The sequence below is a fragment of the Nonomuraea sp. NPDC050153 genome, from assembly GCF_044460125.1.
Taxonomy (GTDB): domain Bacteria; phylum Actinomycetota; class Actinomycetes; order Streptosporangiales; family Streptosporangiaceae; genus Nonomuraea.
Genome location: NZ_JBITJQ010000005.1, coordinates 391,478 through 404,977, shown reverse-complemented (window position 1 = coordinate 404,977; position 13,500 = coordinate 391,478). Strand labels below are relative to the sequence as shown.

Annotated in this window: 10 protein-coding genes; 6 read left to right on the top strand and 4 right to left on the bottom strand. The window is 71.6% G+C overall.

Features of this window, described 5'->3' with window-relative positions:
• Positions 1–4 precede the first annotated feature (4 nt).
• The gene (locus ACIBQ1_RS16675) at positions 5–937 is read right to left on the bottom strand and encodes an ABC transporter substrate-binding protein (protein ID WP_397278304.1); all 933 of its coding nucleotides are present in this window, start codon (positions 935–937) and stop codon (positions 5–7) included.
• Positions 938–1,187: 250 nt separating this feature from the next.
• Here ACIBQ1_RS16675 and ACIBQ1_RS16670 point away from each other — a divergent pair, with 250 nt between their 5' ends.
• Positions 1,188–2,087: a MurR/RpiR family transcriptional regulator gene (locus ACIBQ1_RS16670; RefSeq protein WP_397278302.1), complete on the top strand. Its 900-nt coding sequence runs from the start codon at positions 1,188–1,190 to the stop codon at positions 2,085–2,087.
• Positions 2,088–2,197: 110 nt separating this feature from the next.
• A complete protein-coding gene (locus ACIBQ1_RS16665) occupies positions 2,198–2,935 on the top strand; it encodes a Stf0 family sulfotransferase (protein WP_397278300.1) in 738 nt (245 codons plus the stop codon).
• Between the two features lie 90 nt (positions 2,936–3,025).
• Here ACIBQ1_RS16665 and ACIBQ1_RS16660 read toward each other — a convergent pair whose 3' ends face one another.
• The 3 genes from ACIBQ1_RS16660 to ACIBQ1_RS16650 are packed head-to-tail and all read right to left on the bottom strand — an operon-like array spanning position 3,026 to position 8,302.
• The gene (locus ACIBQ1_RS16660) at positions 3,026–4,366 is read right to left on the bottom strand and encodes an SLC13 family permease (RefSeq protein ID WP_397278298.1); all 1,341 of its coding nucleotides are present in this window, start codon (positions 4,364–4,366) and stop codon (positions 3,026–3,028) included.
• Positions 4,367–4,391: 25 nt separating this feature from the next.
• Positions 4,392–7,163 (bottom strand): FAD-binding and (Fe-S)-binding domain-containing protein, encoded by a 2,772-nt coding sequence (locus tag ACIBQ1_RS16655; protein WP_397278296.1) that lies wholly within the window; start codon positions 7,161–7,163, stop codon positions 4,392–4,394.
• On the bottom strand, positions 7,160–8,302 hold the full coding sequence (locus ACIBQ1_RS16650) for a pyridoxal-phosphate-dependent aminotransferase family protein (protein WP_397278294.1): 1,143 nt from the start codon (positions 8,300–8,302) through the stop codon (positions 7,160–7,162). The genes ACIBQ1_RS16655 and ACIBQ1_RS16650 overlap by 4 nt, the downstream gene beginning before the upstream one ends.
• Positions 8,303–8,388: 86 nt before the next feature.
• Between ACIBQ1_RS16650 and ACIBQ1_RS16645 the strand changes: the two genes are divergently transcribed.
• The 4 genes from ACIBQ1_RS16645 (at position 8,389) to ACIBQ1_RS16630 (ending at position 13,491) form a co-directional block, all read left to right on the top strand.
• A complete protein-coding gene (locus ACIBQ1_RS16645; RefSeq protein WP_397278292.1) occupies positions 8,389–9,099 on the top strand; it encodes an IclR family transcriptional regulator in 711 nt (236 codons plus the stop codon).
• 212 nt (positions 9,100–9,311) lie between these two features.
• A complete protein-coding gene (locus ACIBQ1_RS16640; protein ID WP_397278290.1) occupies positions 9,312–11,639 on the top strand; it encodes a glycoside hydrolase family 3 N-terminal domain-containing protein in 2,328 nt (775 codons plus the stop codon).
• Positions 11,636–12,619: an ABC transporter permease gene (locus tag ACIBQ1_RS16635; RefSeq protein ID WP_397278288.1), complete on the top strand. Its 984-nt coding sequence runs from the start codon at positions 11,636–11,638 to the stop codon at positions 12,617–12,619. The genes ACIBQ1_RS16640 and ACIBQ1_RS16635 overlap by 4 nt, the downstream gene beginning before the upstream one ends.
• The gene (locus tag ACIBQ1_RS16630) at positions 12,616–13,491 is read left to right on the top strand and encodes a carbohydrate ABC transporter permease (protein ID WP_397278287.1); all 876 of its coding nucleotides are present in this window, start codon (positions 12,616–12,618) and stop codon (positions 13,489–13,491) included. Before ACIBQ1_RS16635 ends, ACIBQ1_RS16630 begins: the two co-directional genes overlap by 4 nt.
• Positions 13,492–13,500 lie beyond the last annotated feature (9 nt).

The following is a 13,500-nucleotide window of genomic DNA, read 5'->3' as shown; positions in this document are numbered from 1 at the left end:
GGGCTCAGCTCGCGGCGGTGCCGAGATTGACGCCGATGTCGGGCAGTTCGTTGCCGGACAGGTTCCACTTGCCCATGATCTTGCCGAGCGTCCCGTCCGACTGGAGCTTCTTGAGGCTGTCGAGCAGGACGCCGGTCAGCTTCGAGTTCTTGGGGAAGAACGAGCCCTGGCGCAGCTTGTCGAAGCCGTTGGCCTTTCCGGTGCCGGCCAGTTCCAGGGCGCCTCCGGTCTTGCCCATGAAGTAGGTGAGGCTGGCCTGCGAGGAGAAGTAGGCCTCGATCCGCTTGGACTGGACGGCCAGGATCGCGCCGTTGACGTCCTGGAAGGACTGCACTTTCACCGGGCTCTTGCCGGAGGAGACGCAGGTCGCCGAGTACTTCTGGATGACGGTCTCGGCCGAGCCGCCTCCGAGGACGCCGATCGAGTGGCCGCAGGTGGACTCGAGGGAGTCGATCTTGGCGGGGTTGCCCTTGGGGACGGCGAACACCACGAACTCCTGGATCCAGTCCACGAAGTCGAAGGACTTGGCCGTGTCGGCATTGTCGGCGTACGGGCCGAGCCCGAAGTCGTAGCGGCCGCTCTGGATGCCGGTGATCGCCTGCGAGAACGCGGGCACGATCTCGGTCTTGACCTTGACCCCGAGGAGTCCGGAGAGCGCCTCGGCCAGGTCGACGGACGCTCCTTCCAGGGTCTTCCCGTCGTCCTTGTAGTTGATGTACGGCGGGAAGGTGACCATCGTCGCGTTGAGGGTGCCCTTGTCCAGGACCTCCTTCGGCAGCGCGTCGCGCAGCTTCTGGTCCAGGGCGACCTGCGAGGTGGACGCGGCCGCGCTCGCCTGGGGTGCCGCATCGCCGGAACCGGCGCCGCAGGCGCTGAGGGTGAGTGCCGATATGACGATGAGCGCGGCGCCACCTGCGCGTCTGTGCATGCGCGGCATGGAGATCTCCTTGGGGTACGTGCAGCGTGCTTGTGCGTCGGGGGAAGGGGGAGGACGACGCGGTCAATGAAACATACAATTCGGAATGCTAGTCAATAGGATGATATGAAATTAACGTTACGAAGCGCACGTCGCGGCCCGAGCGGAGGCTCAAGGCCGGCGCTCCGCGTGACCTGCGCCGACGTGTGCGGCGGCAACGCCTGCTCGCCGGTCGCGGGGTGAGAGGATGATCGTCCACAGAGGAGGGAACATGCTCACCACACCTGAGCCGTCCACGGTCGCAGCCCAGTTGCGCGAGGTGCTCCCCAAGCTGCCCAAGGCCGAGCAGCGGGTCGCCCGGGCGCTGCTCGCGGGCTATCCCACGGTCGGCCTTGAGCCTCTCGCGGCCGTCGCCAAGCTGGCCCGGACCAGCGCGGCCACCGTTTTACGGCTGGCCTACCGGCTGGGGTTCGAGGGTTATCCGGAGCTGCAGCAGGCGTTGAAACGCGAGACCCAGCAGCGTTACGCCTCCCCGCTCGCCCAGTACGGGGCCGCGGAGGCCGGCGACCAGGAGTCCGTCGGCGTGATGGCCCGGTCCCGGAGCGTCCTCCTGGACGCGACGACGATGACCTTCGACCAGCTCCCCGAGGGCGAGCTGGTCAGGGCGGCCGAGCTGATCTCCGACCGGAGCAGGCGCGTCTCGGCGGCGGGCGGGCGCTTCAGCGACATGCTCGCCCGATACCTGATCGCCCACCTGCACCAGTTGCGGCCGAACACCGCGCATGTCGGCGGGGCGACCTCCGACCACGCCGCCTACCTGCTCGATGTCGGCCGCCGCGACGTCCTGGTGCTGTTCGACTACCGGCGATACCAGCGGGAGACCATCATGCTCGCCCGTCAGGCCGCCGCCAAGGACGCCAAGATCATTCTGCTCACCGATCCCTGGCTGTCCCCGGCCGCGGCCGTCGCCGACGTCGTGCTGCCGGCCCAGGTCACCTCCCCCTCGCCGTTCGACTCCCTGACGCCGGCCCTCGCCGTGATCGAGACCCTGGTCGCGGCGGTCGTGGAGCAGCTCGGCGAGAGCGGCAGGGAACGGGTCGCCCAGTACGACCAGATGGCCGGCGACGTGCTGCGCGACGACGGCGACTGGGCCGGGGCGTCGGCCACGTGAGACCCGGCGGCCCGCCCCCGAGCTCCGGCGCGCGGCAAAGCGGGCCGGCCGGCGGCGATCCCGGGAAAACGGGTTGCGGGGCATCGGCCTGATCGTCTTACCTGGACGCCGTGACGACGCCGACAGCGGACTCGTACTTTGTCTGCGCCACCCCGCGCACCGGCAGCTCCCTGCTCCTCGGCCTGCTGGAGTCCACCGGGGTGGCGGGCCGCCCCCAGGCGTACTTCCGGGAGCCCGACGAGCCGCTGTGGGCCGAGCGCTGGGGGCTCCCGAGCGCCGCGGGCTACGGCGAGTTCGTGCGGGCGGCGCTGGCCGCCGGGCGGACGGAGAACGGCGTCTTCGGCGCCAAGCTCATGTGGGGGACGCTGGACCTGGTGGTCGACCGGCTCGGCACGGTCCACCCCGCGTCGGCGGGTCACGACGTGGACCTGCTGGAGCGGGCCTTCGGCCGCACGCGGTTCGTGTACCTGCGGCGTGACGACGTCCTGGCCCAGGCGGTGTCCTGGCTGCGCGCCGAGCAGACCGGCATCTGGGAGGCCGGCGGCGACGCCGAGCCGGGCGGGCAGGCGCCCGGCTACGACGCCGCCGGCATCGGGGAGTTGATCGAGCGGATCGGCGAGCACAACGCGGCCTGGGAGCGGTGGTTCGCGTCCTGCGGCGTACGGCCCCACCAGGTGCGGTACGAGGACCTCGACGCGGACCAGGCAGGCGTGACGCGCGGGATCCTCGCCTTCCTGGGCCTCGACCTGCCGGAGGGGCGCGCGATCACGCCCGGCCACCGGCGCCAGGCCGACGAGCTGAACGCGGCCTGGATCGAGCGCTACCGCCGCGAGCCGGCTCGATCATGAACGGCCCGCGACCCGCGCAGGCCCGCGCTCCCCGGGTCGCGGGGCTTGCCTGAGGCACGGAACGCGCCGAACGGGCTCGTGCCGAAGGGGTCAGCCGAGCCAGCCGGGCGCCACCAGGACGGCCCAGGCCGCCAGAGGGCCCACCACGACGATCGCCGCACCGTACGCCAGGAGCCGGCGGTAGAAGGCGTCCCGCTCCATACCCCTGACGTTGGCCACCAGCAGCGCGCCCGTCGTCGAGAACGGGCTGACGTCCACGATGGCCGACGACACCGACAGCGCCGCGATCATCGCGACCGGCCCCAGGGTGCCCTGGCTCAGCAAGGGCACGGCCAGCGGGACCAGCGCGCCCAGGATGCCCACCGTCGAGGCGAACGCCGACACCACGCCCCCGACATAGCAGATGAGCAGCGCGACCAGCAGCGGGATGCCGATCGCCGCCACCGCCGAGCCCACGTAGTCGACGGTGCCGATCTCCTGGAGCACGCCCACGTACGTGACGACGCCGCAGATCAGCAGCACGGTCGGCCAGGCCACCCGCTCGACGGCGCCCTTGTTCGTCCTGGGGGAGGTGAGGGACAGGACGACGGCCACGGTGACGGCGGTCAGGCCGACGTCCAGCTTGAACACCAGCACCGCCAGGCAGAGGGCGACGATGCCGGTCAGGGTCAGCGCCTGGTGCGGGGTGAGGCGCAGCCCGCCGGACCCGGTGTCGGCCTCCACGGAGACGGAGGTGGCGGTGGCGGTGGCGGACCCGCCTGAGGAAGAGGGGCGGGCGGGCGTCTCGACGGCGGCCGAGGCTTCGGAGGGGGAGACGGCGCCGCGGCTGACCAGGTGGCGGCCGCCGAAGACGAAGAACACGACCGCCGCCGCGGCCGCGTTGAAGGCGAAGCTCGACAGGAACAGCACCAGGTTGTCGCCGGGCAGCTTGGCGTCCCTGGTCACGCCGTTCACGATCCCGCCCAGCACGCTGATCGGCGAGAACGCCCCCGCCTGCGTGCCGTGCGCCACCATGAGCCCGATCAGCATCGGATGGATCCGGTAGTCGGCCGCGAACCCGAACGCGATCGGCGCCAGGATCGCCGCCACCGCGGGGGCGGGCGCGCCCACGGCCGTCAGCAGCGCCGAGATGGCGAACACCACGATCGGGATGGCGGCCAGCCGACCGCGCACCAGATGCACGGCGGCCCGTACGAGCCAGTCGACCGTGCCGTTGTTGGTGGCGATCGCGAACAGCAGCGTCACCCCGACGAGGATCACGAACAGGCTGCCCGGGAAGGCACCCAGGATGTCGTCCGTGCTCATCCCGGCGGCCAGCGTGCCGACGAGGAAGGCGCCGACCAGGGCCAGCGCGCCCAGGTTCACGGGGAAGACGGTCGCGACGACGAACATGACGATGAGGGCGAGAATGGACAGGAGCTCTGCGGACACTGAGTACTCCGATCTCCCCCGAGCGTTATGGCAGGTCGACCACCTGGTGAAGGAGCTCGACCGGATGGCGGGCAGCGCGTCCGGCGCCGTGGGCGATCTGCTGCCGGCAGGAGACCCCCGTGGCCGCCAGCAGGGTGTCGGGCGAGGATGCGGCGATCGCCGGGAAGAGCCGGAGACCGCCGATCTTCATGGACAGGTCGTAGTGCTCGCTCTCGAAGCCGAACGAACCGGCCATTCCACAGCAGCCGGCGTCGATCTCTTCCACCTCCGCTCCCGGGATCCTGGACAGCAGCTCGCGCGTCGCCCTGGTGCCGACGACGGCCTTCTCGTGGCAGTGGCCGTGCAGGAGGATCCGGCGCCCGCTCAGCCCGCCGTTCAGCGGCAGCGAGCCGTCGTCGACGGCCTCCGTCAGCAGCTCGGGGACGAGCCTGGCCCGCGCCGCCACCGCCGCCACCCGGGGGTCGCCGGGGAGCAGGGCGGCGTACTCGTCCTTGAGCGTGAGCAGGCAGGACGGCTCCAGCCCGACGATCGGCGCGTCCGAGCCGGCGAGCCTGCCGACCATGGCCTCGGCCATCGCGCGGGCGCGATCCAGCAGCCCCTTGGAGATGCTCGACCGGCCGCAGCAGCCGTCGGACTCCAGCCGTACCCGGTAGCCGGCGCGCTCCAGCAGCTCGACGGCGGCCCGCCCGATGCCGGGCTCGGTGTAGGAGGTGAAGGAGTCCGCGAGCAGGATCACCTCCCGCCGCCCGGAAGAGGCGGGCCGCCGGGCGAACCAGCGGAGCAGGTTGTCGCGGCGGAAGCGGGGCAAGGGCCGCCGCGGGCTCAGCCCGAGCGGCCCGCGCAGGGGATCGGCCAGCCAGTTCGACAGGGGCGCGGTCGCCGACCCGAGCCGGTTGAGCGTCCTGATCGCCCCGAACAGCCGCGACCGCGGCGGCACGCCGTGGGTCTCCTGGTACTGGTGCAGGAACTCGCTCTTCATCGCCGCCATGTCCACCCCCAGCGGGCACTCCGACTGGCAGGCCTTGCACTCCAGGCAGAGGTCGAGGATCCCGTGCAGCCGCTCGTCGCCGAGCGCCCGCCGGGGGTCGTCCGAGGACAGGGCCTTGACCAGGGCGTTGGCCCGGCCGCGGGTGGAGTGCTCCTCCTCGCGGGTGGCCATGTACGACGGGCACATGACGCCCGTATCGTCCTTGCGGCAGACCCCGACGTTCATGCACCGGTCGGCGGCGGCGTGCATGCCGTCCGCGAACGCCAGCGTCGTGCGGAGCGGCCGCGGCGCGGGCATCGCGGGGTCGCGCAGGTGCTCCGTCATCGGGGGCGCGTCCACGATCTTGCCGGGGTTCAGCAGCCCGCGGGGGTCGAAGGCGCGCTTGATCGCCCGCATCGCGTCGTAGACCGCGTCGCCGAACAGCCGCCGGTTGAACTCGGAGCGGGCCAGCCCGTCGCCGTGCTCGCTGGAGTTCACGCCGCCGTGCCGGGCGGCCAGCTCGGCGATCTCCTCGGCGACCGCGCGCATGGTGCCGATCTCCCCGGGCACGCGCAGGTCCACGAACGGCCGGATGTGCAGGCAGCCGACCGAGCAGTGGCCGTAGAAACCCGCGGAGAGCCCGTGCCGGGAGAGGATCTCCGCGAACTCCTCGACGTACGGCAGCAGCCGCTCGGGCGGCACCGCCGTGTCCTCCACGAACGCCAGCGGCCTGCGGCTGCCCACGCTGGAGGCCATCAGCAGCCCGAGCCCCGCCTTGCGGACCTTGAGCACGGCCGCCTGCTGCCCGGCCGTGACGGCCCGCAGGGTGTGGTAGCCGTGGCCGTTCGCCTTCCAGGTGGCGGCGAGCTTGTCCACGCGGTCGGCCACCTCGGCCGGGCTGTCGCCGAAGAACTCGACGAACAGCAGCGCCTCGGGGTCGCCGGACAGGATGTCGCCGAGCCCGGCGTAGTCCACACGCCGCCGGGACAGGTCGAGGATGGCCTTGTCGATCAGCTCCACCGAGGCGGCCTCGAAGGAGAGCGCGTCCGCGGTGGCCGCGATGGCCGACGGCGTCGAGGTGAAGTGGCCGACGGCGATGGCCTTGGACCGCGGCCGGTCCACCAGCCCGACGGTGGCCTCGGTCACCACGGCCAGCGTGCCCTCCGAGCCGACGACCAGCTTGGTGAGGTCGGGCAGGTCCTGGGCGGCCAGGTCCAGGCGGTAGCCGCCCGAGTGCCGCCAGAACCGCGGGAACCCGGACAGGTCCACCCCCTGGAGCGCCTGGGCCACGGCCGCGCCCAGGCGGGCGTCGGAGCGCAGGTCGGGCGTGGTGGCGTCGGCGAGCACCACCCGCAGCGACTCGACGTGGTCCACGGTGGACCCGTAGAGCACGGAGTGGCTGCCCGCCGAGTTGTTGCCGATCATGCCGCCGATCGTGGCCCGGTTGCTGGTCGAGGTGTCGGGCCCGAACATCAGCCCGTGCCTGCGGGCCGCCCGGTTGAGCTGGTCCTGCACGACGCCCGGCTGCACGCGGGCGGTCCGGCCGTCGATCTCCAGGATGCGGTTCATGTGCCGGGAGAAGTCGACGATCACCGCGGCCCCGACCGTCTGCCCGGCGAGGCTGGTGCCCGCCCCGCGCGGCAGCACCGGCGCCCCCAGCTCGCCGCAGGCCGCGACCAGCGCCTGGACGTCGCCGGCGTGCCGGGGGAAGGCGACGGCGAGCGGCTCGATGGCGTACATGCTGGCGTCGGAGGCGTACAGGTGCCTGGTGTACGGATCGTCCCTGACCTCCCCTTCGAGCAGCCGGGACAGGGTCCGGGCCAGGGTCATTCGGCCCCCTCCAGGTACGCCAGCGCCGCGCGCGTCCCGCCCTCCTTGATCGGCACGCCGGCCGCGCTCAGCCCCATCTCGACGCCGCTCAGCGTGCCCGCCAGCGTCAGGTCGTTGAAGTGGCCGAGGTGCCCGATCCGGAACACGCGCCCCGCGAGCCGCCCGAGCCCGGTGCCGAGCGACATGTCGTACCGGTCGAGGATGAGCTTCCTGACCGCGTCGGCGTCGTGCCCGTCCGGCATCACCACCGCGGTCAGCGAGCTCGAATGTTCCCGCTCGTCGGCGCAGAGCACCTCCAGCCCCCACGCCCGCACGGCGCGCCGCGTCGCCTCGGCGTGCCGGTCGTGGCGGCGGAAGACCTCGGCCGGCCCTTCCTCCTCCAGCAGCATGACCAGCGCCTCGCGCAGCCCGTAGAGCAGGTTGGTCGGCGGCGTGTACGGGTAGAAGCCGCCGCGGTTGGCCGCGATGATCGGCTCCCAGTCCCAGTACGAGCGGGGCAGCCGCCCCCGGTGGGCCAGCGCCTTCGGGCTGACCGCGTTGAGCCCGATGCCGGGCGGCAGCATGAGCCCCTTCTGCGAGCAGCCGACGGTCACGTCCACGCCCCATTCGTCGTGGCGGTAGTCCATCGAGCCCAGCGACGAGATCGTGTCCACCAGCAGCAGCGGGGAGTGCCCGGTCCGGTCGACGGCCGCGCGGATCTCCGGGACCCGGCTGCGCACGCCGGTCGAGGTCTCGTTGTGCACGACCATGACGGCGGCGTGCTCGGCGGTGAGGTGGCCGGCGACGGCGTCGGGGTCGGCGCCGTGCCGCCAGTCGCCGGGCACCAGGTCGACGACCAGCCCCAGCCGGGCGGCCATCTCGCACCACAGCGTGGAGAAGTGCCCGGTCTCGAACGCCAGCACCCGGTCACCGGGCGAGAGCGTGTTGACCAGCGCCGCCTCCCACGCGCCCGTCCCCGACGACGGGTAGACGATCACGTGGTGGCGGGTCCGGAAGACCGCCCTCAGCCGCTCCAGCACCTCGCCGGCCAGGCGGGCGAAGGCGGGGCCGCGATGATCGACGGTGGGCTGGGCGATGGCGCGCAGCACCCGGTCGGGAACGTTGGTCGGTCCTGGGATCTGCAGGAAATGACGGCCCACTGACGCTCCTCATGTACCGTGTCACGGCACGGCGTGCCGTGTTGCGGTTCACTAACATTAAAATCGGTCCGCAGAGGAGTCAATGGATGCAGAACGTGATCAACGCCCTCCGGGTGCTCGAAGAGGTCGCCGCCCGCCAGCCCGCCGGAGTCGGGGAGCTGGCCCGGGTGCTCGGCCTGCCCAAGAGCACGGTGCAGCGCTCGCTGCGGACGCTGCACGAGGCCGGGTGGATCAGGCCCGCCGCGGGCGAGATCACGCGCTGGCAGGTGACGAGCAAGGCGCTGCAGGTCGGCCGCAGGACGGAGCTGGGCCTGCGGGACGCGGCGATGCCGGTCATGGAGCAGCTGAGGCAGCGCACCGGGGAGACGATCCACCTGATGGTGCCGGAGGGCGACGCGGTCGTCCTGATCGAGCGGCTGGAGACCGACAAGCCGCTGCGCATCGTGCTGCCGCTCGGCATCAGGCTGCCGCTGCACGCCTCGGCCAACGGCAAGGCCGTGCTCGCGCACAGGTCCACCCCGCTGCCCGAGCTCGCCTCGTACACGGACACCACGATCACCGACCCCGAGGCGCTGGCCGCCGAGCTGGCGGCGGTCCGCGCGCGGGGTTACGCGGACAACCGCGGTGAGTGGCGCTCCGACATCGCGGCCGTCGCCGCCGCCGTGCTGGGCCCGGACGGCCCCGTCGCCAGCCTCAGCGTCTCCACCCCCGCCAGCCGCATGCCGGAGGAACTCCGCGAGGAGTACGGCAAGCTCGTCACCCGGGCGGCGCGCACTCTGACGGAGTCCCTGACCTGACGGTGGCCGAACGGCAACTTGTCAGCTGAGTGTCCAGAAACTTTCTGGAAATGTGGCACCGGATGCTGGCCTGACCCCTGCGGTGATCAGCCCGAATATAGCAGTTTGCACCCTCTTGACACGCCGAAACCCGGACCCTTAAGTTGCCGCAATATTAACGGGAATTCTTCGAAAGTTTCGGCAGCAGGCCGGCGATGAGCCGAAAGGGTGGCATGAGGGGCCAGGTACCAATCGACAAGTGGCGGGACGAGCGGCTGTCTGCCGCCGAGCGGGCCGAGGCGCTCATCCCGCTCATGACGCTGGAAGAGAAGGTCGCCCAGCTCGTCGGCGTCTGGGTCGGCGCCGACGCATCGGGGGGAGGCGTCGCCCCGCACCAGGCCGACATGGCGGGAGTGGAGTGGAGCGACGTCATCGCCCACGGGCTGGGCCAGCTGACCCGCCCGTTCGGCACCGCGCCGGTCGACCCCGTCGCCGGCGCTCGCTCGCTGGCCGCCTCGCAGGCCCAGATCGTGGCCGTCAGCAGGTTCGGGATCCCGGCCCAGGTCCACGAGGAGTGCCTGACCGGCTTCGCCGCCTGGCGGGCGACGGTGTACCCGGCGCCGCTGAGCTGGGGCGCCTCCTTCGACCCCGAGCTGATCGAGGAGGTGGCCGGGCGGATCGGCCGGTCCCTGCGGGCCGCCGGCGTCCACCAGGGCCTGGCCCCGGTCCTCGACGTCACCCGCGACTACCGCTGGGGCCGCACCGAGGAGACCATCGGCGAGGACCCCTACCTGGTCGGCACGGTCGGCGCGGCCTACGTGCGCGGGATCGAGGGCGCGGGCGTCGTCGCCACCCTGAAGCACTTCGCCGGCTACTCCGCCTCCAGGGGAGGCCGCAACCACGCGCCCGCCCACATGGGAGGCAGGGAACTGGCCGACGTGATCCTGCCGCCGTTCGAGATGGCCCTGCGCCTGGGCGGCGCCCGGTCGGTGATGAACTCCTACGCCGAGATCGACGGCCTTCCCGCCGCGGCGGACGAGGGCCTGCTGACCCGGCTGCTGCGCGAGGAATGGGGGTTCGCGGGCACGGTGGTCGCCGACTACTTCTCCATCCGGTTCCTGCACAAGCTGCACGGCGTCGCGGCGGAGGCCGCGGACGCGGCCGGGCTCGCGCTGCGGGCCGGGATCGACGTCGAGCTGCCCACGGTGGACACCTTCGGCGCCCCCCTGATCGAGGCCGTGAAGTCCGGGCAGGTCGACGAGGCGCTGGTCGACCGCGCGCTGGCCCGGGTGCTGGCGCAGAAGGCCGAGCTCGGGCTGCTCGACGAGGACTGGAAGCCCCTGCCCGGCGAGGCCGCCGACGTGCGGCTCGACGACGAGGAGAGCCAGGAGCTCGCCCTGCGCCTGGCACGCGAGTCGATCGTCCTGGTGCGGAACACCGGTGTCCTGCCCCTGGCCCCGGGCCGGCGGGTGGCGCTGGTGGGCCCGGTGGCCGACGACCCGATGGCGATGCTCGGCTGCTACGCCTTCCCCGCGCACGTGGGCCCGCATCCCGAGCACGGGCTCGGGCTCGACCTCCCGTCGCTGCGCGAGGCGCTCGGCGCGCTGATCCCCGATCTCACGTACGAGCCGGGCTGCGGCATCACCGGCGACGACACCTCCGGCTTCGCGGCGGCCGTCGCCGCGGCGGCGGAGAGCGACGTGTGCGTGCTCGCCGTCGGCGACCGGGCGGGGCTGTTCGGGCGCGGCACCTCCGGCGAGGGCTGCGACGCGACCGACCTGCGCCTGCCGGGCGTGCAGTCCGAGCTGGTCCGGGCGGTGCTCGCGACCGGCACCCCGGTGGTCCTGGTGCTGCTGGCCGGGCGGCCGTACGCGCTGGGCCCGGAGTTCGACGCGGCCGAGGCGGTCGTCCACGGCTTCTTCCCCGGCCAGCGGGGCGGCCAGGCGCTGGCGGAGGTGCTCACCGGCGCCGTCAACCCGTCCGGCCGCCTGCCGGTCAGCGTGCCGCGCGACGCCGGCGGCCTGCCCGCCACCTATCTGTCGCCGTGGCTGGGCCGCCGTACGGAGGTGTCGTCGGTGGACCCGACGCCCGCGTACCCGTTCGGGCACGGGCTGAGCTACACCACCTTCGCGTGGGAGCCACTCGACACCGGAGCCGCCGAGTGGCCGGTGGACGGCGAGGTCACCGTCGGGGTGAGCGTCCGCAACACCGGAGCGCGGGCCGGCGCCGAGGTCGTCCAGCTCTACCTGCACGACCCGGTCGCGCAGACCACCAGGCCGGTCGTGCGGCTGGTCGGCTACGCCCGCGTCCCGCTGGAGGCCGGGCAGGCCGCACGCGTGGAGTTCACCGTCCCGGCCGACGCCGCGTCGTTCACCGGCGTGCGCGGCCGGCGCATCGTCGAGCCCGGCGACGTCGAGCTGCGTTTCGGGCGCTCCAGCGGGGAGGCGACGACGGACGCTCCGGCGACCGTGCCGCTGCGCCTCACGGGCGCCGAGCGCGAGGTCGGGCACGACAGGCACCTGCTGGTCACGGCTCGTATCACTCGGGAAGGAGCGGGATGAGCACGACGTCGTTGGACGATCCGCCGCGGGGCGCGCGGGCGGAGAAACCGGCGCCCAGCCGGCGCAGGCGGGCCAAACCGGGCACGTGGCGGCACGCGATCCGCCGCGACTGGCAGCTGTACTCGCTGGCGATCCTGCCGCTGCTGTTCTTCGCGATCTTCCGGTACCTGCCGATGCTCGGCAACGTGATCGCCTTCCGCAAGTTCGAGCCCGGCGGCAGCATCTTCGGCGAGAGCTGGGTGGGCCTGCGGTACGTGAAGATGTTCCTGAACGACCCGTCGTTCTGGACCGTGTTCGCCAACACGCTCATCCTCGGCGCGCTGACCCTGCTGTTCTGCTTCCCGCTGCCGATCGTGCTGGCGCTGCTGCTCAACGAGGTGCGCAACCGGCGCCTGAAGCGGTTCCTGCAGTCGGTGTCCTACCTGCCGCACTTCCTGTCGATGGTCATCGTGGCCGGCATCGTCATGCAGATGACGGCCATCGACGGGCCGATCAACCAGATCGTGAAGACGTTCGGCGGGGAGCCCACCGCGTTCATCCAGAAACCGGAGTGGTTCCGCACGATCTTCGTCTCGTCGGAGGTCTGGCAGACCGTCGGCTGGGGGACCATCCTCTACCTGGCCGCGCTGACCACCATCGACGAGCAGCTCTACGAGGCGGCCCGGATGGACGGCGCCGGCCGGTGGCGGCAGATCTGGCACGTCACGCTGCCGGGCATCCGGCCGACGGCGATCACGCTGCTGATCCTCAACATCGGCACGTTCATGGCCGTGGGCTTCGAGAAGGTCCTGCTGCTGTACAACCCGCTGACGTATCCGACCGCCGACGTGATCTCCACCTACCTGTACCGCATGGGCGTCGAGTCCAGCAACCTGAGCTACGCCGCCGCGATCGGCCTGTTCGAGGCCCTGGTCGGAGTTGTGCTGATCCTCTCGGCGAACCTGATCTCCCGTCGCACAGTAGGGACGAGCCTGTGGTGACCGTCGAGAAGACCCGTGGCTACCGCGCGTTCCAGGTGGTCAACGCCGTCATCCTGACCGGCGTCGTGATCGTGACGCTGTATCCCTTCCTCAACATCCTCGCCCGCTCGCTCAGCGAGGAGCGCTACATCGTCGGCGGGCAGGTCAACCTCATCCCGCGCGGGTTCAACATCGAGACCTACAAGCTCGTGGTGTCGGACTCGATGTTCTGGACGAACTACGGCAACACGATTGTCTACACCGTCGTCGCCACGGCCATCTCCATGCTGCTGACGACGTGCTACGCGTACGTGCTGTCCAAGAAGAACCTCAAGGGCCGCACGTTCCTGATCTGGGTCGCCGTCTTCACCATGATCTTCTCCGGCGGCCTGATCCCCAACTACGTGCTGGTCAACGGCCTCGGGCTGACCAACTCCATCTGGGCCATCGTCCTGCCGAACGCCATCAGCGTCTTCAACCTCCTGGTCATGAAGGCGTTCTTCGAGGGCCTGCCGCACGAGCTGGAGGAGGCCGCCGCCATCGACGGCCTGAACACCTACGGCGTCCTGTGGCGGGTGGTGCTGCCGCTGTCGAAGGCGGTCCTCGCCACGATGGTGCTGTTCTACGCCGTCTCGTTCTGGAACTCGTGGTTCACGGCGTTCCTCTACCTGAACAAGACGGACCTGTTCCCGGTGACCATCTACCTGCGCAACCTCATCGCGGGCGCCACGGGCGCCGAGTCCGCGGGCGCGTCGCTCAGCGAGGCGTCGGCCGCGGCGGCCAACATCCAGTCGGTGACGATCATGCTTACCGTCCTTCCCATCCTGGCGGTCTACCCCTTCGTGCAGAGGTACTTCGTCTCGGGCGTCATGCTCGGCGCGGTCAAGGGCTGACCACTGTCC